Source organism: Desulfosporosinus sp. FKA, from assembly GCF_002196785.1.
GTDB lineage: Bacteria > Bacillota > Desulfitobacteriia > Desulfitobacteriales > Desulfitobacteriaceae > Desulfosporosinus > Desulfosporosinus acididurans.
In genome coordinates this window covers 70412-93746 of sequence record NZ_NAHZ01000031.1, presented here as the reverse complement: position 1 = coordinate 93746, position 23335 = coordinate 70412, and the positions used below count along the sequence as shown (strand labels likewise).

At 43.1% G+C, this 23335-nt stretch carries 20 protein-coding genes and 1 pseudogene; 8 read left to right on the top strand and 13 right to left on the bottom strand.

Annotated features, from left to right (window positions below; genetic code table 11):
• Positions 1 to 140 precede the first annotated feature (140 nt).
• The gene (locus B5771_RS15540; RefSeq protein WP_088188355.1) at positions 141 to 1019 is read left to right on the top strand and encodes a DMT family transporter; all 879 of its coding nucleotides are present in this window, start codon (positions 141 to 143) and stop codon (positions 1017 to 1019) included.
• Here B5771_RS15540 and B5771_RS15535 read toward each other — a convergent pair.
• Both B5771_RS15535 and B5771_RS15525 read right to left on the bottom strand, forming a co-directional pair.
• Positions 985 to 1983: a sodium:calcium antiporter gene (locus tag B5771_RS15535; protein ID WP_088188354.1), complete on the bottom strand. Its 999-nt coding sequence runs from the start codon at positions 1981 to 1983 to the stop codon at positions 985 to 987. The genes B5771_RS15540 and B5771_RS15535 overlap by 35 nt on opposite strands.
• 437 nt (positions 1984 to 2420) lie before the next feature.
• On the bottom strand, positions 2421 to 3230 hold the full coding sequence (locus B5771_RS15525) for an AAA family ATPase (protein ID WP_088188352.1): 810 nt from the start codon (positions 3228 to 3230) through the stop codon (positions 2421 to 2423).
• A 291-nt stretch (positions 3231 to 3521) separates the two neighbouring features.
• Here B5771_RS15525 and B5771_RS15520 point away from each other — a divergent pair, with 291 nt between their 5' ends.
• On the top strand, positions 3522 to 3752 hold the full coding sequence (locus B5771_RS15520; protein WP_088188351.1) for a hypothetical protein: 231 nt from the start codon (positions 3522 to 3524) through the stop codon (positions 3750 to 3752).
• 295 nt (positions 3753 to 4047) lie between these two features.
• On the opposite strand, the gene yihA is transcribed toward B5771_RS15520, so the two are convergent.
• From yihA to B5771_RS15485, 7 genes and pseudogenes are all read right to left on the bottom strand, one after another.
• Positions 4048 to 4638 (bottom strand): ribosome biogenesis GTP-binding protein YihA/YsxC, encoded by a 591-nt coding sequence (yihA, locus tag B5771_RS15515; protein ID WP_088188350.1) that lies wholly within the window; start codon positions 4636 to 4638, stop codon positions 4048 to 4050.
• A gap of 24 nt (positions 4639 to 4662) precedes the next feature.
• On the bottom strand, positions 4663 to 7083 hold the full coding sequence (gene lon / locus B5771_RS15510; RefSeq protein WP_088188349.1) for an endopeptidase La: 2421 nt from the start codon (positions 7081 to 7083) through the stop codon (positions 4663 to 4665).
• 72 nt (positions 7084 to 7155) lie between these two features.
• A pseudogene (lonB, locus tag B5771_RS15505) lies at positions 7156 to 8900 on the bottom strand (ATP-dependent protease LonB).
• 209 nt (positions 8901 to 9109) lie between these two features.
• Complete coding sequence (clpX, locus tag B5771_RS15500; protein WP_088188348.1) at positions 9110 to 10375, bottom strand: ATP-dependent Clp protease ATP-binding subunit ClpX; 1266 nt, start codon at positions 10373 to 10375, stop codon at positions 9110 to 9112.
• A gap of 39 nt (positions 10376 to 10414) precedes the next feature.
• Positions 10415 to 11698 carry a trigger factor gene (tig, locus tag B5771_RS15495; protein ID WP_088188347.1) on the bottom strand — a complete coding sequence of 428 codons (1284 nt, stop codon included), beginning with the start codon at positions 11696 to 11698 and terminating at the stop codon, positions 10415 to 10417.
• Between the two features lie 332 nt (positions 11699 to 12030).
• Complete coding sequence (locus B5771_RS15490; protein ID WP_088188346.1) at positions 12031 to 13320, bottom strand: polysaccharide deacetylase family protein; 1290 nt, start codon at positions 13318 to 13320, stop codon at positions 12031 to 12033.
• Positions 13321 to 13412: 92 nt separating this feature from the next.
• Positions 13413 to 14564 carry a glycosyltransferase gene (locus B5771_RS15485; RefSeq protein ID WP_088188345.1) on the bottom strand — a complete coding sequence of 384 codons (1152 nt, stop codon included), beginning with the start codon at positions 14562 to 14564 and terminating at the stop codon, positions 13413 to 13415.
• A gap of 236 nt (positions 14565 to 14800) precedes the next feature.
• Here B5771_RS15485 and B5771_RS15480 point away from each other — a divergent pair, with 236 nt between their 5' ends.
• The 3 genes from B5771_RS15480 to B5771_RS15470 all read left to right on the top strand — a co-directional run bounded on the left by B5771_RS15480 (position 14801) and on the right by B5771_RS15470 (position 16468).
• Positions 14801 to 15493 (top strand): DUF421 domain-containing protein, encoded by a 693-nt coding sequence (locus B5771_RS15480; protein ID WP_088188344.1) that lies wholly within the window; start codon positions 14801 to 14803, stop codon positions 15491 to 15493.
• A 127-nt stretch (positions 15494 to 15620) separates the two neighbouring features.
• Complete coding sequence (locus B5771_RS15475; RefSeq protein ID WP_242966858.1) at positions 15621 to 15944, top strand: DUF4363 family protein; 324 nt, start codon at positions 15621 to 15623, stop codon at positions 15942 to 15944.
• Positions 15945 to 16048: 104 nt separating this feature from the next.
• Positions 16049 to 16468 carry a hypothetical protein gene (locus B5771_RS15470; RefSeq protein ID WP_088188342.1) on the top strand — a complete coding sequence of 140 codons (420 nt, stop codon included), beginning with the start codon at positions 16049 to 16051 and terminating at the stop codon, positions 16466 to 16468.
• A gap of 107 nt (positions 16469 to 16575) precedes the next feature.
• Here B5771_RS15470 and B5771_RS15465 read toward each other — a convergent pair whose 3' ends face one another.
• The 3 genes from B5771_RS15465 to B5771_RS15455 all read right to left on the bottom strand — a co-directional run bounded on the left by B5771_RS15465 (position 16576) and on the right by B5771_RS15455 (position 19572).
• Entirely contained in the window at positions 16576 to 17022 is a 447-nt protein-coding gene (locus B5771_RS15465) for a DUF6773 family protein (protein WP_088188341.1), read from the bottom strand.
• Positions 17015 to 17224 (bottom strand): helix-turn-helix transcriptional regulator, encoded by a 210-nt coding sequence (locus tag B5771_RS15460; RefSeq protein WP_047811522.1) that lies wholly within the window; start codon positions 17222 to 17224, stop codon positions 17015 to 17017. Before B5771_RS15460 ends, B5771_RS15465 begins: the two co-directional genes overlap by 8 nt.
• Positions 17225 to 17598: 374 nt before the next feature.
• Positions 17599 to 19572 (bottom strand): cell wall-binding repeat-containing protein, encoded by a 1974-nt coding sequence (locus B5771_RS15455; RefSeq protein ID WP_088188340.1) that lies wholly within the window; start codon positions 19570 to 19572, stop codon positions 17599 to 17601.
• A 569-nt stretch (positions 19573 to 20141) separates the two neighbouring features.
• Here B5771_RS15455 and B5771_RS15450 point away from each other — a divergent pair.
• The 3 genes from B5771_RS15450 to B5771_RS15440 all read left to right on the top strand — a co-directional run bounded on the left by B5771_RS15450 (position 20142) and on the right by B5771_RS15440 (position 22648).
• The gene (locus tag B5771_RS15450; protein WP_348982956.1) at positions 20142 to 20264 is read left to right on the top strand and encodes a hypothetical protein; all 123 of its coding nucleotides are present in this window, start codon (positions 20142 to 20144) and stop codon (positions 20262 to 20264) included.
• A gap of 235 nt (positions 20265 to 20499) precedes the next feature.
• Complete coding sequence (locus B5771_RS15445; protein WP_088188339.1) at positions 20500 to 21417, top strand: hypothetical protein; 918 nt, start codon at positions 20500 to 20502, stop codon at positions 21415 to 21417.
• Positions 21418 to 21661: 244 nt separating this feature from the next.
• Positions 21662 to 22648 (top strand): hypothetical protein, encoded by a 987-nt coding sequence (locus tag B5771_RS15440; RefSeq protein ID WP_088188338.1) that lies wholly within the window; start codon positions 21662 to 21664, stop codon positions 22646 to 22648.
• Positions 22649 to 22938: 290 nt separating this feature from the next.
• On the opposite strand, the gene B5771_RS15435 is transcribed toward B5771_RS15440, so the two are convergent.
• Positions 22939 to 23241, bottom strand: coding sequence for a zinc-ribbon domain containing protein (locus tag B5771_RS15435; RefSeq protein WP_047811525.1), 303 nt, complete (start codon positions 23239 to 23241; stop codon positions 22939 to 22941).
• Positions 23242 to 23335 lie beyond the last annotated feature (94 nt).

The window sequence follows — 23335 nt, the reverse complement described above, 5'->3', positions numbered from 1 at the left end:
TACTTTTCAGTTCTCTCAAGTTCCGCTATACTATAATTGCGTGCTTATCAGACAAGACAATCTGTAACAGCAGAAAGGCCGTTGCGTCTCAATACGCCGCGGCCTTTTTATTTTAAAGCTTGTAAAGGGGCTGAACCGACTTGAAAATAACTCGTACTCAAGGGGCAGATTTTTCGTTACTGCTCGTGGCTTTTGTTTGGGGCTTGACCTTTGTAGTCGTTAAATGGGCTATCGCTGATCTGCCGCCCCTTCCCTTCCTCGCGATACGTTTTTTTCTCGCCTTCGTCAGCTTGCTGCCTTTCCTCTGGCTGCAGAGAGCTCATATTTCCAAGAAAAATATCCTCAAGGGAATGGCCGTCGGCGTCTTTCTTGCATCCGGCTACATCTGGCAAACCATCGGCCTGCAATACACCTCTGTCTCCAACGCCGGTTTTATAACCGGGCTTTCCGTCGTTATAGTCCCTACCTTGGTTACCATCACAACGAAGAAAATGCCTCGTCCCAGTTTGATCCTGGGAATCTTAAGCGCTTTAGTCGGCTTAGCCTTACTCTCCTTGGGAGACCGCTTACAGTTTAACAAAGGGGACCTCATGGTTCTGATCTGCGCCGTCAGCTTTGCCCTGCAGATATTCTTTACCGGACGTTTTGCCCCCGACACCAACGCTACGGTACTCACCGCTTTTCAAATTCTTACAGTCAGTATCATAAGCACTGTTTTCTCCCTGATTTTACCCCAACCCCCGCTGCATTTCACAACGGCAGCCTGGTCTGGACTGCTCATAACTGCCATCCCCGCCACTTCCCTTGCCTTTTTCGTCCAATCGAAAATGCAGCAATTCACAACCTCAACCCATACGGCTATCATCTTCTCAATGGAACCTGTCTTTGCCGGCCTGTCGGCCTATTTTCTGGCTGGGGAAGTACCAACCCTTAAAGGCTTAATCGGGGCAGGATTGGTCCTGGCAGGCATGATTATCGCCGAATTCAGCGGTTCGGAAAGCGCAGCACCGTCAAAATAAACATCAGATAAAAGACTCCTCCCATGAGAAGACCCGTAGGATGAATCGCTCCTTTGCGGCGAAGCGAAAAAACCGGAATCATCGCTGAGCCAACCGCCAAAAAAGCACTCCAAAGAGCTAAGGTATCTAATTTCCAGGAGGTCAAAGCAATGCCAATAGCGGGAATAACGGAACTTTGAAAAACCATCGCTCCTGTTAAATTCCCCATAGCCAAGGTATCTTTGCCGCGCATAATCCAAAGGACACTGTTAAACTTCTCCGGCAGCTCCGTCGCCACAGGAGTTATAATCAAAGAAAGTACAAAAACCGGGATTCCCAAATCGACTGCAATAGGCTGAACAGCATTGACAAAGCCATGGGCTCCAAAGACGATAGCGACCAAAGCCATGGTGATCTGCAAAACAATAGCCGTCATTTTAGGATCATCCGCTTTGCGCGCCATGTAAAGAGAGGCCAATTTTTCCTCCTTATGCCCGCCCCGATTGGAACGCAGAGTTAAAACAACATAAATCACATAGGCTAAAATCAAAGACCAAGCAGCAATTGTTTTGTAATTCTGGTTTCCTAAAAAGGACGCTAAAATTGCAATTGTAAAAACGAAAAGAAAAAATTGCAGATCACGCTGCACAACCTTAGTATCAATCGTTAAGGGCTCATTGCTCCGACGAAATAACAGGGCAGCCAATCCGGTTATAAAGAACGCCAACGTTGAGAGCATAAAAGGCGCCCCAAGAATCGCCCCGATCCCAATATCCGATCCCTCAGTTCCTTCTCGAAAGCCAAGAAAAGCAATAATTGGCACAACCGTCTCCGGCAAAGCCGTCCCCACAGCCGCCAAAAGGCTCCCCACAGCCCCCGCCCCAAGCTTCAGCTTTTGCCCCAGCCACTCAATACTATTCGTAAAGGCCTCCGCGCCAACAAGAATTATCCCTAAACTTACTACAAGCATAATGACATCCCTCAAGCCCTCTCCCCCTTCATCCCCCGCTTAAACCCCTGAGACATTCCTCACTGTAACTATACGAGATTGCCTATACATTTATAACGAGAACTTTCAAGCAGATACCACGAAAAAGGGCGTGTCAAAGGGACGGTCCTTTTAACACGCCTTAACGTGTTAAAAGGACCGTCCCTCCGTCTCTCCCCTCCGTCTCACACACAAACAGCATTACAGATAAACCACACATGAATATGCCGTCTCCCTGTGTCAAGGGGACGGTCCTCTTAACACGCCTTAACGTGTCAAAAGGACCGTCCCTCCGTTTCTCCCCCGTCTCACACACAAACAGCATTACGGACAAACTACACATGAATACGCCGTCTCCCTGACTGGATAGCAGTACTTAATGTACTCAATGCGACACACGCCAGACATCCTTACATGAAAACATCAACCTTCACTCAAGCTATAGAAAATACCTCTTTTACGAAAGAAAGATACTCCGGCGCATTTTTAATATTAGGCAAACCGTTACTTTGAGCGATCCCATGTCGTATGGCCCGTTTGATCACAGTATCAAAAACCTTTACATCCGGATTTTCAGCAAAAGATTTCCGTAGATTTTGCAGCATGACATTATGAAGGTTTGTATAATCCTGAACCATTGTTGGTAATATTCCTAAAATATTTACCCTTGCACCTTGTTCCCGAATACGCTTGACAAGGTTAATCGTGTCATAGACGCCATCAATGGCTAAGCCCTCCGGAAGAGCAGGGATGATAATATCCGTAGATGCTAACAGGGAATTCATCGTTTGCAGATCATTACTTGGTGAAGTATCAATTAAAATATAATCATAGAGAGTTTTTATCTGACCAATTGCATTTTTCAAAAGATAATTAGGAGCAGGGAATCGCTTGTCATTATAATGCGCCATTACAATCGAAGTTAGATCATTAAGAGAAGTGTTTGCTAAGTACAAATCCACGCCAAAGGCATTTTGCTTAATTTCACTCATTTTTGCTTTGCCAATTAAAACATCATAAATGGTTTTCTTTATATTATTTTTTTTAACCCCGAAGGAAAATGCGATGTGCCCCTGAGCGTCCATGTCAATAATAGCCGTCTTATATCCGAGACTAACCAACCCTACGGCCATATTCGTAACAGTAGCCGTCTTGCCAACTCCACCTTTTTGTGATGCAACGGCAATGATACGTGCAGTTTTTATCGCTTTCATAGATTTTCCTAATCTTCTATCCCTATTCATGCCACACATCCCCTTTAAGTTGTATTATTGGTATATTTTACCATAAATATAGTTAGGAGTATATACTTGTGTTTTAACTCGACGAAGTGTGACACAAGCCCGACTTCTTACCTACGCGGGGACACATAATCCATAAGCAAACAACGTGTCAAAGGGACCGTCCCCACGACACAGAACCTTTAATGCCATCAGCACATCTTAAAGTGCTGATGGCATTGTTAAATAGGACAATAGTAACTACTTTCGCGCCAGGGAACTGTTTACTATTGAAACAATAAAGAAAGAATCTCTATGGTCCTTGTTTGTCAGAACACAAATCGTTCTACAGAAAATGTTATTCAACTTGTTACCAAAGGAAACGTTTCCGTTCAAGAGGTCGAATATGCCATTACTCAAATAAAAGATTCCGTCGAAGAAGTTGAACATCAAATTAAAGGAGTAACAGAAGAAGTTAACCAAATTAACGACAAAACCGAAGATGTAGCACAATCCCTTTCAATATATCTCCCAAGTCGCCTCTGAGACTGCTTCCGGAACGCAAAACGTCTCCGCAGTCTCACAAGAACAGTTGGCTGCCGCGGAAGAAGCTTATTCCTCAGTCAGCGAACTTTCGGCAACAGTTGATCAATTAAATTCTATGGTTCAAAGGTTTAAAGTTTAGCTTGGGGCCTTAGGATCTTTCCAGGACGTCATAAAATTTTTAATGCCATCCGCACATTAAGTGCTGATGGCATTAAGTATCATAAAGAACTATTTTATGTCACAGGACGTGCGCGGCCCCCAAAAGCGTGTCAAAAGGACCGTCCCCCTAACACGCTTACGCGAGGCCCATCTCGGAGAGGGATTCATTCAGTTCCTCTACACCGGCGCCTGTCTGCGCGGAAAAGGGCAGAATCAGCGATGCATCTTCAATCTCCAGAGCCTTGGCTATAATCGTCAAATGCTTAAGCCACTGCCCTCGGGAAATCTTATCCGCTTTTGTCGCAACAACCATCGTCGGGACCTGCCTCATCCTCAGCCATTGATGCATTTCAACATCCTCGCGGCTGGGTGCATGCCGGATATCGACAATTTGAATCACAGCGCGCAGAGTTTCTCGCCTTTTGAAATAGTTTTCCATCATGGAGCCCCAATGGGCATTGACCGTCTTGGCCACTTTGGCATACCCATAGCCGGGCAAATCCACGAGAAACCAAGCGTCATTGACACGGTAAAAATTAAGAGTCTGAGTCTTCCCCGGCGTGTTCCCCGTTCGCGCCAAATTTCGCCGGCCTAAGAAGCGATTGATTAAGGAGGACTTGCCGACATTAGACCGCCCGGCCATGGCGATTTCGGGCAAACCTCCTGTTGGATACTGTTCATATTTAACTGCTGATGCCACATATTCGGCTTTGCGAATAACAATCAAAACCTCATCGTCCCTTTAAAAAAATTAAGACACTACCGGGCGCTCTCCTGGTCCGCTATCGCCCACAGGCACTCCCTTACCACCATACACAGTATGTCTCGAGTCATTATTGTTAACCTCATCGGATTGGGCCAAAGGAAGCAGCGCCAGTTTCAGAACTTCTTCGATGCGGCTGACAAAGTGGAATTCCAAAAGTTTGCGAACCTTCTCCGGAACTTCTTCCATATCCTTGCGGTTCTCTTCAGGCAGCAAGACCACTTTGATACCGGCCCGATGCGCAGCCAGAACTTTCTCTTTCACTCCGCCGATGGGCAAAACATTGCCTCTGAGGGTTATTTCCCCTGTCATCGCCAAATCGGCACGAACGGCACGTTTGGAAAGAGCTGAAGCCATTGCAGTGGCCATGGTAATACCGGCTGACGGACCATCTTTGGGGACAGCGCCTTCCGGCACGTGAATATGGAGATCGGTATGCTCATAGAAATCCTGTTCAATGCCTAACTCTAAAGCATAGGCCCTGATAAAGGTCCAGGCCGCTTGGGCAGACTCCTTCATAACATCTCCCAGTTTCCCCGTCAGGGTTAAATTCCCTTTACCAGGCAAGGGGGTTACTTCAATCGTCAGCACAACTCCGCCGACTTCAGTGAAGGCCAGTCCCGTCACTGCCCCAATCTCCGGTGCTTTAGCCGCTGCTTGGAAATGATAACGAGGTGCCCCTAAGGCATTCTCGATATCCTCAAGAACCAAAGCATGAGGTTCCCAGTCTTCCTTAACCACACGAACGGCGATCTTACGGCAGACATTAGCAATTTGTCGCTCTAGATTACGTACTCCGGACTCCCTGGTATAATTTTGAATGAGTTTTAGCAGTATTTCCTCGTCCATAGTGAAAACTTCATCCTTAACTCCGTGAGTTTTCATTTGTTTAGGCACGAGGTAACGCTTCGCAATATTAACTTTTTCGTCCTCGGTATATCCGCTGATCGAAATGACTTCCATACGATCCAAAAGAGGACGCGGGATCGTATCTAAGGTGTTTGCCGTTAAGACAAAAAAGGTCTGTGACAAATCAAAGGGCACTTCCAGATAATGATCTGTAAAGTTGGCATTTTGCTCAGGATCCAGCACTTCAAGAAGCGCGGATGCCGGGTCACCGCGAAAATCCGAAGACATCTTATCAATTTCATCCAAAAGGAAGACAGAATTACGTGTTCCTGCTGTGCGAATCCCCTGAATAATTCGTCCCGGCAATGCTCCTATATAGGTACGGCGATGTCCTCTGATCTCGGCTTCATCCCTCAATCCGCCCAGAGACATACGGACAAATTTACGATCTAAGGATCTGGCAATAGATTTCGCCAGCGATGTCTTACCGACTCCAGGAGGTCCCACTAAGCAGAGAATGGGGCTTTTCATTTTGGGAGTCAGTTTGCGAATCGCCAAGAACTCTAAAATACGTTCTTTAACTTTCTCCAAACCATAGTGATCTTCATTAAGTATATCCTCGGCCTTTGTCAAGTCTATTTTATCCCTGGTAGATTTGTTCCAGGGAAGCACCAAGAGCCAATCTAAATATGTGCGTACTACCGTACCTTCTGCCGAAGAAGGAGGCATCTTTTCCAAACGTTCAATTTCCTTTAAAGCCTTTTGCTCAACATCTTTGGGGCATTTGGCTTTGGCCACCTTTTCGCGGTATTCATCAGCTTCAACTTGACGCTCATCCTTGTCGCCTAACTCTTTCTGGATCGCCTTAATCTGCTCGCGCAAGTAATATTCCTTCTGAGCTTTGTCCATCTGTTTGCGGACTCGTAAACCAATACGGCGTTCCAATTCCATAATCTCGATCTCACGCATAATAAGCTCTGTCAAACGTTCAATGCGTTCGTCAATTTCCAACGCTTCTAAGATTAATTGCTTATCAGGAACTTTGAGATTAAGATGGGAGGCAATTATATCCGTCAGCTGCCCTGGCTCTTCCACCGCTAAAACAGTTCCCAGGGTTTCAACAGGTACACGTTTACTGAGTTTGGCATATTCCTCAAATTGATGGGTCATTCCCCGAACCAAGGTTTCAGTTTCGGTGGACATAGGTTTCTTCTTCTCACTTAATTCCTCAACCCGGACTTTAAAATAAGGCTCCTCTTGAAGAAATTCGAGTACATGACCTCGATCAATCCCCTCGACTAACACCCGCATGGTGCCACCTGGAAGTTTAAGAAGCTGTTTAATTTCCGCAACCGTCCCCATGGTATACAAATCAGCCGTCGTAGGAGAATCAATTTCGGTCTCTTTTTGCGAGGTTAACAGAATAATCCGATCTCCCAGCATAGCTTCTTCGATAGCTGCCATGGAACGCTCTCTGCCGACGTCAAGGTGAATAACCATATATGGAAAGACTAGAATTCCACGCAGCGGGAGTAATGGTAATTCACGCTCTTTGCTCATTAATATCCCCCCTAATAGATCTATAGAAAAAGACACACTAAAGCTAGTGTGCCAAACTTATCATTTACTATTCTAACATGTTTTGCCTCGTTCAAGCAAATTTACTGGACATTATTAACCACTTTATTTACTGCAAAATCCAAACAGCTTAATACTTCTTCAAGAGGCGGGCGGATTTCTGTTTTCTCCAGCTTAATCTCAGAACGAAGAGCAAGTTGCAAAACTTCAGAAAGCTCCTCAACGGGAATTATCTCAATATCGCCTTCATATTCGGCAAAACGTTCCTGCCAATTTTCTTTGGGAATCAAAACCCGTCTGCATCCTGCCTGTCTGGCCGCTTCAATCTTGGCCGTAACCCCGCCGATGGGTTTTACTCTGCCCCGAATGGACAGCTCCCCTGTCATCGCCAGATAGTTATCCACGTTTTGCTGCAGGATTGCTGAAGCCGTAGCTGTCGCAATGGCAATCCCCGCAGAAGGCCCATCTATAGGGGCGCCGCCGGGAAAGTTGACATGGATGTCAAAGCTGCCGGGCTGAATCCCCAACTGTCGTCTTAAAACCGTAAGAACGTTTTCGACAGAACTGCGCGCCATACTTTTACGCCGAATCTTTTTCCCCGCGTTTCCTTGTTCTTCTTCCTCAACAATACCTGTGACCAGAAGAGTTCCTGTACCCGGAGCAACAGGCAGAGCCGTTACTTCGAGTTCTAAGAGAGCACCCATATTTGGGCCATATACGGCAAGGCCATTAACAACCCCAACACCGGCCTCTGTGGGTACTTTCCTTTCGGGACGGGGAGTGTACTGTCCTGTCGTAACCACCCATTCCACAATTTCTACATCGACCTGCTTCAGACAATCTGTTAAAGCGACCCCTGCAGCTAACTGGACCATATTGACAGCTTCTCGTCCATTGGAAGCATACTGTTTGATGACTTCAATAGCCTCAGGAGTAAACGATATTTCCATTTTCGCTGCAGCTACGCGAGCAATCTCAGCAATTTCATCAGGAAGCAAACCACGGAAATAGACCTCCATGCACCGGGAGCGTATCGCCGGAGGGATTTCTTCCGGGCTGCGGGTAGTTGCCCCGACAAGACGAAAATCTGCCGGCAAACCATTCTGGAAGATATCATGAATATGCTGAGGTATATTTGGATCCTCTGAACTATAATAGGCGCTTTCCAGAATTACTTTACGGTCTTCCAAAACCTTCAGGAGTTTATTGATCTGAATTGGATGAAGCTCGCCAATCTCATCAATAAATAAAATACCTCCATGAGCTTTGGTAACAGCACCCTGTTTGGGTTGGGGGATTCCGGCCAAACCCATGGCCCCGGCTCCTTGGTAAATAGGATCATGAACTGAACCAATCAAAGGATCAGCAATTCCCCGTTCGTCAAAGCGAGCCGTCGCCCCATCAATCTCAGTGAAACAAGCATTTTCATTAAAAGGAGACAGAGGATTTTTCTTCGCCTCTTCTAAAATCAGGCGCGCCGCTGCAGTTTTTCCGACGCCCGGAGCTCCGTAAATTATGACGTGCTGCGGATTAGGGCCGCAAAGAGCCGCTCGCAAGGCCTTGATGCCTTCTTTTTGCCCGATAATCTCCTCAAAATGTGCCGGGCGGGTTTTTTCAGACAAAGGCGTTGTTAAGGCAATTTTACGCATCTTCTGCAGTTTTTCAAGTTCCTTACGTGATTCGCGTTCAACGGAGATTTTATTCCCCTGTTGTGACTTGAGCATTCCCCAAAAATACAGCCCGATAACAACAGCGAAAACCAACTGAACGACCATGACTATTCCGCTCAGTCCACTCATACACTCATTCCCTCTCAGTTTTTTCTCACTGATAGTATTGCCAGCAGTGTGAAATTAAAACATTTTCTTTCACAAAGTCCACAATTAATTAAGCTTAATCACATAAAAAGGCTGCAATAAAACTGGAATAACCAGTTTTATTGCAGCCTCAGCTTTCCTAAAGAATATTAAACTGTCATGGCTTGATTAGCTTGATCAGGGTTTGAATTTTAGGCAGATTCCTCTTTCTTACCCTTTTTCACCTTATCTGCCATAACGAGCACCGGCTCTTCCTTCTTCTGAACGACTTCTTGAGTTACTACGCACTTCGTAACATCTGTGCGGGAAGGAAGATCATACATAACGTTTAGCATAAGCTCTTCCACAATAGCTCTTAAGCCCCGAGCTCCGGTATTTCGGCGTATCGCCTCACTGGCAATAGATGTAAGAGCAGAATCTTTAAATTCCAGAGTCACACCATCTAATTCCATCAGTTTTTGATACTGTTTAACCAAAGCGTTTTTCGGTTCTGTCAGAATTCGGACCAAAGCAGGTTCATCTAAAGCTTCCAACGTCACGATTACTGGCAGACGTCCCACAAATTCGGGAATAAGACCGTACTTTTGCAGGTCAGCAGGTAGAATCTGTTTAAGAACTTCCCCGATTTTCATATCCTTTTTATTTTTGATATTAGCCCCAAAACCCATGGTTTTTTCGCCGGAACGGTTTTGAATAATCTTTTCAATGCCATCAAAAGCTCCGCCCACAATAAACAGGATATTTGTCGTGTCTAACTGGATAAATTCCTGATGGGGATGCTTGCGCCCGCCTTGCGGAGGAACACTGGCAACGGTTCCTTCAAGGATCTTGAGCAGCGCCTGCTGAACACCTTCACCAGATACATCTCTGGTTATGGAAGGGTTTTCAGACTTACGGGCAATTTTATCGATTTCATCGATATAGACAATACCCTTTTCCGCTTTTTCAACGTCGTAATCAGCTGCTTGAATTAATTTCAAGAGAATATTTTCGACGTCCTCACCTACATAACCAGCTTCTGTAAGCGAGGTGGCATCGGCGATAGCAAAGGGAACATTAAGAACCTTAGCTAGAGTCGAGGCCAGCAAAGTTTTTCCCGAACCCGTTGGTCCAAGCATAATAATATTAGACTTTTGTAGTTCTACGTCATCAATTTTCATGCCAAGATTAATACGTTTGTAATGATTATATACCGCTACGGAAAGTGCCTTTTTCGCTTCTTCTTGACCAATAACATATTGATCAATAATTGCTCGGATTTCCTTAGGCTTTAAGATCTCACCAATCTCAACACCGAGGTCGTCTGTGAGTTCTTCCTCAATAATTTCATTGCAAAGTTCAATACATTCATCGCAAATATAAACACCCGGGCCGGCAACCAGTTTCTTGACTTGTTCCTGAGTTTTACCGCAAAATGAACACTTCAGTTGATTTTTGTCGTCGGTGTACTTTGCCATCCTCTCACCTCTATACCTCAGAATTTCCCTCTAAGGCGCTTAGGCATTCTGTTCCACTAAGAAGTTGACAGTTTTTTCCTGAATCAAACTTTGCTTATAGAACTCCATCTGTCCACGCTCTAGAAGGGATTGTTTGAGCGACGCAGGGTCTTGTTTAAAACGCTCCCCAAGTTTTTTTAGTCCCTCATTTACTTCGTCTTCCGTAACCGTAATTCCTTCTGCTTTTGCAACAGCTTCTAAAACTAAATCTGTTTTAACGCTTTCTACGGCTTGAGGGCGTAATCGTTCATGCATAATTTCTTCGGAAGAATTCGTAAATTGATAATACTGATCCATGTTCAGTCCCTGCTGAATGAGGCTCGTATTTAATTCTTCGAACATCTCATTAATTCGTTGGGTAAACATCACTTCCGGAATTTCAACGCTGGCATTGTCAACTATTTTCGAAATAATCGCTTTAAGGTGATCATCTTTAACTTTTGATTCAGCGATCTTCATTAATTTATTCCGCAAATCGTTTTTCAATTCATCCAGAGTATCAAATTCACTAACATCTTTTGCAAATTCATCATCTAATGGTGAAAGCTCTTTACGTTGGACTTTTTTAACAAGACATTTAAAAACAGCTTCTTGCCCTGCTAGCTCTGCACTATGATATTCATCCGGGAAGGTAACGTTGACATCAATATTCTTTCCGGCCTCGGCACCAATCAGTCCTTCTTCAAACCCGGGGATAAACGTTCCCGAACCAATCACGAGTTCGTAATCCTCAGCTTTGCCGCCGGCAAAAGGTTCGTCACCTTTGAAGCCCTCAAAGTCGATGGTGACAATATCTCCCTCTTCAATTTTACCATCTTCTATTGTCATGAGTCTAGCATGTTGCTGCTGTCTGCCCTTTAATTCTTCCATAACTTCTTCTTCAGTGACGCTGGCAACATCTTGTTCAACATTTAATCCTTTATATTCACCCAAAACAACTTCCGGGCGTACAACTACTTTGGCTTTAAAGATCAGTTCCTTGCCTTCTTCAATTTGAACTAATTCTACATCAGGCCGGTCAACAGGGTTAATCCCAGTTTCCTGAACAGCTTGAGCATAAGCCGGCCCAATTACATGATCGAGGGCTTCATCATAGAGAGCTGCCTGGCCCACATGAAGTTCTACCAACCGACGAGGAGCTTTTCCTTTGCGGAAACCAGGAACGTTAACTTTTTTAGCCAGATTTTTGGCAGCTTGGTTGACAGCATTAGAGAATTTTTCCGCTTCTACTGTGACTTGCAAAGCCACCACATTTTTTTCCACGTTTTCTACAGAGACTGACATATGTTCTCCCCCTTAAAACACTAATTACTCTATGTGCAAGGCAAGTTGGGATACTAGGATAGTCTTACCTTTTTTTCAAGACTACAAACCCCGCTTAAGCCAAATACATCCAAAAAAGTTTTACTTCAGCTATTATAGCTTAAATCCGCCTAAGGGGGAACATATCGTTCCCCCCTTTAACACAAAGTTCCCGTTAAATGTTCAAAAATCGATTCTAAAAAATTCACTAGCCAATTATACCAGACTTGGGCCTTGTAATCAAATACATGACAAATAAGTTCTTACTAATCAGCTCCTTATAGGCCCCGATTCGATCCCCCCTTAGATCCAAGTTAGGAATTTGCGTCACGAACTATTCCTTTACCGGATTTAAGATCCGCAGCGGCATAAGAAAGCAACTTTTCCCGGCTAATCCATACCAGCTTCGTTTTATTGCCTAATCGTTCATTTTGACGGTCCTTGCCTGCCGGATGATAGATGCGCATAATCATCATCTGCAGAAGGGCTATCCCCTTGCTCTTCCACGTATCCGGCAAATCCTGAACCGTAAAGCCAAAACCTTTGACACCTCGATAGAGCAACGTCTCACCTACAAACACCTTAACTTCGGAATATCTAGGATTATGGGCAATATAACGGGCCAAATCCGGCATTGATATTCGAGCTTGACGCAAGGCCTTGAGGGCCGTTTTCTGAACATCCCGGCCTTTGGCCTGAAGCCGAATATTATCCATATGTATTTCTGCTGCCGGATCTCCTTTCTGAGCTAATAACCGTCCGTCTTCAGAATAAAGTTTCGGCCCATCATAAACTGTTTTTTCCAAACGGAAAATATTAGTCTCATTAACCCGATCCACATGATGTGTTTTAGCGTAATAGTGCTCCCACTTTTCCCAAATTCTGAAGGTCAGACGTTGGCCGAAAGACCAGTCCGGAAAGTCCAGGGGAACAAAAGGTAATTTCAAATCGCGGGGAATTCGTTCTGCTAATAAATCCAAGGCGGCCAGAGTATTTTCCGGAGCCCCGCTTTCGCCGCCGCTGTCATGCATCACGACGATTGAACCCTCATTAACCTTTTTCATAATTCGAGAGGCAATGACCTCAGGTGAGCGCCTAACCTCCCAATCGTGACCTTCAACGTTCCACAACACCGCCCTCATATGATGTCGTTTTAGCCACAGCCAAGTCACAAGATTGAAGGTTCCCCAAGGCGGACGCATCCAAGTAATTTTTTGACCGAGAATTTGTTCCAAGACACGAACACTGTCCGTCCATTCTTGAACTGTTTTCCGCGGGGAGGTGAACCAGGCATAACGATGGCTGAAAGAATGAACACCAATCTGATGTCCTTCCTCAGCCATCTGCTGAATCAATTCCGGATACTGCGCGGCCTTTTCGGCAATTACGAAGAAGGTTGCGGAGATCTTATGGCGTTTTAGTGTTTCCAATAAACGGGGAGTAATCATCGGATCCGGACCATCATCAAAGGTGAGAGTTACTCCTGGACTGAATTGTCTTCTCCAGCTCCCAATACCCCAGCGGTGGAGAAACAAGTCAGGAACGATCGTATAGATCGCCGCGCCTATTAAAATAAAACCAAGCAACAAAGTTCCCCAAAACATGATCTATCTCCCTGCCATTAAGCTTAACTAGTGAACTCCTTCAGCTCAAGCTGAAGTTTACGAAGGACCCATCCCCACTTATAGAAGGGGGGCTAGCCGATCCTTTGGGCACTCCGCCGCTCTTCCACAAGCCGCAGAATTCCTTCTACAGCACGCTCTGCAGCACGGCCAGGAGCTGCTTGAGCCGCTGCCCGGCGCATTTGCTCTACAGCCTCAGGATGCTGCAACAGGCTGAAAATTATCTTCTCTAACCTTTCTTCATTATCAGCCGCTCGGCCAGCCCCGATTCTCTCCAGATAACGGGCGTTCTCTTCTTCCTGACCGGGAATAGGTTTGAAAATCACCAACGGCAGACGTTTGGTTAAGGCTTCCGAAACTGTCAGCCCGCCTGCCTTAGTAATAATGATATCCGCCGCACTCATTAACTCCTCAACATTGTTGACGAAACCAAAACGCACCAGCGGATTCTTACAGTCCTCAACTAAAGAATCCAGAGCCTTGTATAATTTTTCATCCTGCCCGCAAACTACGATAGTCTGAAGAGATATTGCGGCTTCGGATAAAATCTTGCAAATCCATTTGGCACCGCCCAAAACTCCATAGGCTCCACCCATTACTAAGACCGTTGGCAGCTCCGGATTCATTGTTAGCTTCTGTAAGATCATCCGGCGGTCTAATTTCAATTCAAACTTAGGACTTACCGGAATTCCAGAAATGTGAATTGTTTGGGGATTTATTCCCCGAGCCACTAACCCTTTATAAACGTCCTCACAGCCTACGATGTAATGGTCAACCCCTGGGTGAATCCATTGGCTATGTACCGCATAATCCGTAACAACGGTCACCAAAGGAACATTTAAAACTCCACGGAGCCTCTGTTGAGCCAAAACACCTGCCACTGTGGGATAAGTACAAATCACAAGATCAGGTTGCAGCACCTGAATAAATCTCACGAATTCGCGGCGTCCCAAGCCGTTTAAAAAACGCTGAAATAAGGAATCTGGGGGAATCTTAGACGTCCGATAGTAAAACTTGCCCCATAGTCTGGGGGTATGTTTAATGAGTTCAATATACGTATTTTTAACAACTGAATTAAATGTCTTGCTTAAAAAAGCTCCAAAGTCCAGGTGGGTAATTTTCACGTTCGGGTCCTTAGCACGCAGGGCTTCAATAATTGCTTCAGCGGCGCGAACATGCCCAGCGCCAAAGGACGCTGAAAAAATCAGCACATTTAATTGTTCCACGAACAAACCTCCTCGTTTTTGACAGTATGTTTGTTAGATTTGTTACAGGAAAGGTAACCCTCTGAAAAAAAACTCTGCTCTTGACCATTATACCGTGAAACTAGCAATTCACCAAATTATGGTGAAAATGTGAAAAAGGAATGATTATTCCAAAGGGATAACAGGCAAAATTTGAGGGAACTATACTTTTTACAAGGAATCGTTAATGGTCAAATCGCCAAGAAGGAGTATTGCTAATGATCATTGTTGTACTTAGAACTCTGATATTATATGGCTTAGTTATTATTGCCCTTCGTTTAATGGGTAAAAGGGAGATAGGCCAGCTGCAGCCTTTTGAGCTGGTGGTTATTATCATGATTTCAGAGTTGGCTGCCATTCCAAGTGAAAATATCGGTGTCCCCCTTCTCAGCGGTATTATTCCCATTTTAGTTCTGCTCCTAACAGGCATCACCCTGGCTTGGATTTCTTTAAAAAGCGAACGGGCCAGGTCTATTATTTGCGGCACACCAAGTGTCCTTATCGAACGGGGGAAAATCTTAGAAGATGAGTTGAAAAAAAATCGTTACAGTCTCACTGATTTACTTGAAGAACTGCGTATTAAAAATGTACCCAACATCTCTGAAGTTGAATTTGCAGTTTTAGAGACTAACGGTCAACTGAGTGTTTTTCCCAAATCTCAAAACAGGCCCACAATTCCCAAGGATTTTATGCTAAAAACTCAATACGAAGGACTGCCTTTAACACTTATTATGGACGGAGTTCTAAATCAGAAAAATCTGCGGCAAAGCAATAAGGATCTCAACTGGTTAATGAACGAACTAAAATTACAAAAGATTGACCGCCTGGAGGACGTTCTCTTGGCCTCTTTGGACAGTTCGGATACACTTTTTGTTCAAACTAAAAGCAGTTCTAATATTAAGAACAAGTAAACAAAGCGAACTCGGTGGGGGACTCTACTCCCACCGGTAATCATCAAATATGATATTGAGGTGAAACTTTTTGCGTACCCATATAACGGTCGTCATTATCCTTATCCTCTTGCTCGGAGGATCTTTGGTGTCTTATCAATTTATTCAAAGAACAACCCAAAGTCTTGACTCTCAGATCTCAACCGTCGAACAATCCATATCCGGCCAGCAATGGGCCATGGCTCAAAATAAATTAAAGGAAACTCAACAACGCTGGGATAAAAGTAAAATCTGGTGGACCATTCTTCTCGATCATCAAGAAATTGACAAAATTGACCTCAGTTTATCTCGCCTTGACAAATACTTAGTAACCCAAAACCTTCCCCTTTCTCTTGGTGAAGTTTCAACCTTAGAACTCTTGATCAGTCACATTTCGGAGACGGAAAAATTTACACTCGAAAACATTTTATAGAATTAATTTCTTGAACTCCTGCATTGTATTTACGCCGTCGTTTGACATCATATTCGAATATATATTAGAATTTAATAGTATTATAATTACAGAGGTGAGATGGCGTGAAAAAGACATTCTATTGTTTAATGGTATTAATGATCTTAACAACCGTAGTTTCATGTGGCACCAAACCCCCTAATACAACAGCTAATAATGCTGCAAACACTTCTTCTAATTCCAGTAATACCAAAACCTATACAGAAGAATTCTCTTACCTCCCCGCCTACAACAGTGTCAAGTCAGCAGTCTCCTATAAACCTGCCAGCACTGCGCAGCCCCTCGGCGAAGCAACATACATTATCCAAAACACAAAGGATACCCAGGTATTTGAGAATTATGAAGCCCTTTTAAAAAAGGACGGTTGGACAATTTCTCAAGAAAAAAAGGTTGTTAGTTTTACAGCGAAAAAACAAGACCATGTCGCCAATATTTCCATTTCCATATTTGGCACCGGAGTGATTCTAACCGTTCAGTCAAAATAGAAATTTTCAGCCATAATAACAAAGGAGTCTCGATGATCGAGACCCCTTAAAGCACAAAAGCAGCAGCTCATTCGTCTAAACCGGAACGAATGAGCTGCTGCTTTTGCCTATTTATCACATGCCTGCTCAAGTGTTTCTTTTCTTTTTTTATATAAATAACTTGTAAACTGTAAGACGGCCAAACAGAGCAAAAATGTGAAGATACCAATAAATGCAGCCGCCGGAAGTACTAAACCATGCTGATTATCAAGATGAAATTCGATTGCGAAGATTACAAACACAGCCAAGCCGGTAAGCAAGCTCATCAAAGTATTCGTTTTTAAGTTCGGTTTTAAGCGTCTGTCCCAAATCCCGTTCTTGATACAAGCGATTAACGTATAAATACTAAGCACCATAAGAATAACCCATTCTCCGGCTAACTGTTTAAAATCGGCACCCAAACATGTTTGAATCATAATAGCTGCCACAAGACCCCAAAAGGCCAGCCACATGCCGTTATGTTCGATACTCAATAATTTCTTTTCTTGCATCTCATCCAAATTGTTTTTACGCATCTTCGTTCTCCTCCCCAAACAGCTCATCAAGAGATTTCCCCAACACCCTGCAAATATTGCGGCATAACCTGATTGTTGGGTTATATTCGCCCTGTTCTATGGCGTTCATCGTTTGACGAGAAATTCCCACAGCTTCAGCTAAAGCCTTTTGGGTCATATCGAGTTCTGCACGAGCAACTTTAATTTTTAAGTTTCTGGCCATATCATCACCTCGAATATAACTATAACGCACATATGAATTAATGTCAAATATATATTACAATTATTATTAAATATATTCCATATATTCCTCAATACATTACACTTGTCCCTAAATATATGACATTACCCAAAGAGTTATTCAAAGTGCCTTTAAAAGGAAAGCTCCTAGCTTCGAGAAGCATTCTCATTTTTAATACGCTGCAACGAGAATAAGACATTTTTCATAGCTCCATTCAGGACCATCGAACATAAAAAAACAAACAGTAAAGAGAGGGCGTTATTTCCCTCTCTTTCTCTGCCGTCCTATTCATTGCGATGGTCAACTGATAGAAAACTTAGCTTTAGTTTATGATAAAGAATTTAACCAGAAAATACCTATAGGCTTAAAGTTGCGCTTGTTGTAACATTGCTATTCGAGTCAACACCAGTTATGGTTACGTTTGTAAGTGATAGGGGATTAATATTCGGGAAAAATCTCAATTGAATTAAACCATACCGTGCTGTAATGGTGCCCACATTTGAGGTGAATTGAATATTATTTGTAAGAGATGAGTTTGTAATATCAGCTCCATATTGATCAGTCACAATATAGGTTGCATAACCAACCTTACTATTCCCAACATCAAGTGTCGCCAGTTTCGTTGAGTTTATCGTAATTTTACTGACCTTTTGATCTGAATATTGACTGGGGCTTGGATTTTCAGACGTCGAATTATCAGCGGGGGCAGGAGAACTTGAAACGCTGGTACTGGAAGAAGTATCGAGGCTCACAACTCTGCCGGTGATTAAGTCTACAAGAGTAATAATCGGTTTATCCGTATTTATAGAAGAGGTATAAGTTATCGTACCGATACCTTTGCTTGGATCTAAGGTAATTGATGAACTTACCGAGGTAACGGCTGATAACTGCGCTGCTGGAACGGTTGATGTAATATCTTTGCCATTTTCATCGAGTACCTGAAACTTAAAGGTTGCAGTAGTTGCCCCAGTTTTGGAAAAGTTGCTCAAGCTAAGAGTTCTACGGTTTCCAATCATGTTATTTCCATTTGCAGCAGCATTAGCCGAGGAAGAATCGTAGCTCACAACTATCCCGGTGTTATAGTCCACAAGGTTAATAATAATTGGCTTATCGATGTCTGAAGAAGAATTATAAGTTATTGTACCGACACCTTTGCTGGGGTCTAAGGTAATTGATGATTTGAGAGAGGCAACAGCTGATAACTGTGTTGCCGGAACAGTTGATGTAATGTCTTTCCCGGTTTGATCAAGTACTTGGTACTTAAACGTTGCAGTAGTCGTCCCGACTTTGGTGAAATCGCTTATCTTAAGAGTCTCTTGAGTTGCAGTATTTCCATTCGCCGGATTAAACGAATTCAGATCAGTAATTACCGATTCAGGAATAATCCCTGTTCCGCCAAATACATAAACCTTGCTAGCCTTGGTAAACCTTTGCTGATAATAACTTCTCGTAGTTGCCGGAGAATCAGTATTAATAAGGATTAGAGGTTCAGATAGTTTAGCACAAAAGGCCGTTCCTGTTAAGGCATCGGCAAAACCTTCACCAGTGGCTAAACAGATACTGTCTGACTTGAAATCAGTATTGAATAATTGATTTACAGCTATATTTCTGGCATATTTATCGGCCCCTGGGATCCGTTGGACATTTGGGAACTGTTGGGCAACTTGATCGCTAATGATGTCCGAACTTCCAACAATATAGGTTTTGCTAATATTGAGCGTTGCAATGTAATTCTTAACGACATCAGGCACAGCATCATGAGGAACAAGAATAATTGGACTTTGCTTCAGGGAAGCAATGGAGCCGACGGATAACGCATCGGGATAGTCCTCGCCGGTGACAACAAATAATGTTGAAGGATTCGGACTTACTTGTTGGGCAACTTGAATAGCAGTCGCATACCGATCAATCCCATAAATTCTTGTTGTCTGCAGCCCCATCGTTTGAAGTTCAGACTCGACCGCTTGAGATATTACTGCTGTTCCGCCAATAATTTCAACATTTTTTACGTGCAAATCTAACAATGTTTGTTTCGTAGTTGTTGGCAAACTGCCGGTATCTGTTAATAAGATAGGAGCATCAAATTTCTTGGCTAAAGGAGCAGCCGACAGCGCATCAGGATAGTCTCCCCCGAAAGCCAAAACAGCATAATTAGACTGGGACCAGCCCGACATAGCGATCTGGGATGCTGTTTCGTAACGATCAACACCTGCTAAGCGTGTAATCGTTGGCGAAGAGTTTGCTAATGTTGCTGCAGGAAAAACAAAACTGATAAGGGTAATTAGACTTAGGATTAAACATAATCTTGAATTTCTTTTCCATAGAGACATATTGATAATTCACTTCTTTCATATTTTAGTAACTAAAGTATAATACTTTGTCCACGGGATTTTTTGTCGCAAGATGTAACATTTTGTCCTTAATAAAAATTTAATATTTACACATCCTTTTACCCATCAAACATCGAATTTCCCAGGAGCATCACGATCAAACGTAACCATTTACGGACATGCTGCATACTATGTATCAAAACCTTCTCGATCTAGTCTTATGTTAGCAAAAAAGAGGGGGTGTAACGAATGTTTATTTTCGGAATAATTGGCGCAGCTTTAGCCTTGGTTATTGGTTTGGTGTTAGTTATTCTTCATTTAATTTTTGGCGGTATAGCGGCAAATGCTTAATTCATTCTTCCGCATCGTGAGGAGCATGATCTTCCTTACGTGATTTATATTTGAAAGAGCAGCCGTATTTTACAGGTGCTCTTTCTTACTAAATAATCTATTCTAATTTCTATGGTCATCATGTATACACATTCATGTTTAAAGTTATCAATATCATAAACTCCGTCAACATTCTTAGTGACATACTCCCACCGCAGTTCAAGGATGATAAAGAAGCGTTGAAACAACAGAAATACTTATTACCCGCTGAACTCAAGAAAGACTTTGAATGGCTCAAAGAAGTTGACAGTTTGGCTTTGGCTAATGCCCAACTGAATTTGCTGGAGATTATACTTTTCTGATAGTTTATCTTTATAGTAAACCTATAAATTAAGAGCAATTTCGTTAAGTTTTCCGGCCATTACGGAAATTTCCTCTATGCTTGCCCATTAACTTTTGTCTGAAGACATTAAAAACGTAATAGTTCAAAAGTCCCGATTTTTTAGGCCAATTTCCCGAGTTATTGAATTAGTCTAGATTTATCTATATTAAATTCGTTATAATTTAATCAAATTCAAATTAGGGGGAAGATCATAAATGAAAAAACAGCACATTCTTACATTAGCTTTATCCGTATCACTTACTTCACTCCCTCTTATCGCTCCTCTAGCCCTAGCTGAAGATAGTGTTCCCACGAGTACAAGCACGAATATAAATGCAACGACAAGTGTTGATGCCACAACTGATTCCTCATCAACTGATTGGTTACCACAACTTATTGATAAACTTCAAACCAAATTAGGAACCGATTCTACAGTTACTACTAACTCGCAAACGGATCAAACTCCGGGAAATACGTCTGAAAGTGATACTTTAACTGAACTTGGGGATACTGGAGAAACGCAAGTACCTACGGATGAATACTCCAAGAAACTAAAGGAAGCACAAGACTTTTTAGAAGAACTTTCCGCAAAGGACTCCGATACAATGCCAAAACTAGAGCTTGCCGTTAGTAATGATCACGCTCAGAATATTAAAGTATTAGGAAATTTATTAGATAAACTACCCTCCAAAGCCTCTGAAAGACTGGCTTTTAACATTGTTCGGTCTATGGAAAAGAGTGTTGATAGAACAGAAAAGACTGATCAGCAAAGCCAAGAAGTGACAACCACAACAAATGAAGCGGCATCTACAACTAATGAAGTAACACCTACAACTAATGAAGTAACACCTACAACTAATGGAGCGGCATCCGTAACAAATAGTATTGAAGACGATTCCTTAAACGAAACAGAAGCGAGCAGCTTAACTGACGAAGAACAGACTGCCTTAGATTCGCTTAATCAGACTTTTGGAGTAAACGGAACTGCCTCCGGAACCGCAGATACGGCACCCCTATTAAATACTTCACCGAAGGTACACGCTGAGCAAAAACAAGGGGAACACAATGAAAGAGCCGGCGGGGGAGAAAAACACCAGCATTCCAATAGAGCGGGAAAAGGACATAAAAACTGAATAAACATTCCCAATATCGGAAGGAATATATAATAGAGAGTCTGTCATCGAGAAGAATGATCGGCTCTCTATTTCAGTTGTTCACGAAATCGAATACGTACACTAATACTTTTAATTTGATATTCACAAAATCCTAACAAGTTTTTCAGCAAACATTCAGCGTACGTTCAGCGTACATTCCGAAATCAACGGTATACTTGGATAAAGTACAAAATACAAAATTGATTTCAAGGAGTGTTTAACTATGAAATTCAACAAAACGACCAAAATTGCTCTTGCTTCAGCCGTCATTACATTGTTATCCTCTTCTGCAGCTTTTGCAGGAACTATGAATCAATCATCAGCTCAAACGAAAATACCACAAATGTCTCACTCAAGAGGTTTTGACGGAGGATTGAAAAGTCGATTAGACAGCTTAGTATCTTCTGGAACCTTAACCTCTGCCCAAGAAACGGCTATTAACGATGCTCTAAAAGCATCCATGCCTCAACGTGTCAATCCATTCGATAGTCTGGTAAGCGCAGGAACCATTACGCAAGCCCAAGAAACGGCAATCGAAAATGCTATGCAAACAGCTCGAAAAAGCGGTACCAAAACAGATATGAAAACCGTTCTTGACAGCCTTGTTAGTGCAGGGACCATTACCGCTGACCAAGAAACTGCAATTACGAACGCTATGCCTCAACCTAATGATCAAGGCCTCAAGGGAAAAGAACATAAAAACCCAATCGACAGCTTAGTCACTGCAGGTACCATTACACAAGCCCAGGAAACGGCAATCGAAAATGCTATGCAAACAGCTCGAAAAAGCGGCACCAAAACAGATATGAAAACCGTTCTTGACAGTCTCGTTAGTGCAGGAACCATTACCGCTGACCAAGAAACTGCAATTACGAACGCTATGCCTCAACCTAATGATCAAGGCCTCAAGGAAAAAGAACATAAAAACCCAATCGATAGCTTAGTCACTGCAGGTACCATTACCCAAGCTCAAGAAACGGCAATTGAAAATGCTATGCAAACAGCTCGAAAAAGCGGCACCAAAACAGATATGAAAACCGTTCTTGACAGTCTCGTTAGTGCAGGAACCATTACCGCTGACCAAGAAACTGCAATTACGAACGCTATGCCTCAACCTAAAGAGAACACCGGCTTAAAAACAGCTTTAGATAAATTAGTTACAGCCGGAACGATTACTCAAGCTCAAGAAGATGCTATCTTAACAAAATAAGACTACAAACGGCAAAAGCGTTGGAAATGAGTTGTTCCAACGCTTTTGCCATTTTCTATTCTCACTATAAAGTGAACTCGTTCAGCCAAAGCTGAACATCGGGGCTTCAGATACAATAATGTCCAGTGGACATTATTGCCGAGCCGCCCTTTCCAATAGGAATACTGATAAACATGATTATCCAAATGAGCATTTAGATTCAAAGTTAAATAACATTGGCGTTGAACGACAGTAAGTGAAAAAAGCCTTCCTAGGTGTTAACCCTAGAAAGGCTTCGGTCGATTAGATAATTACCAATTGTTTCTCGTGCGTGGTTGATAACAGTCACGGCAATATACTGGTTTATCACCCGTCGGTTGGAAAGGCACTGTCGTTTCTTTTCCACAATTAGCACAGATTGCAGGAAACATTTCTCTTTGAGGGCGAGAGTATCCACTATTGTTTCTGCCTTGTGCCTTTCTGGCAGAACGGCATTTTGGGCACCGACCGGGTTCATTAGCGAATCCCTTTTCGGCGTAGAATTCTTGCTCGGAAGCGGTGAAAGTAAACTCACTACCACAATCCTTACATGTTAAAATTTTGTCTTCAAGCATTAAAAAAACCTCCAAATCAAATTACCCGCGCTACATGGGAAGTATTTATTGCTTCCTATAGCTTTAGGCAACAGAGGAAGGTTTTCGTAAATCC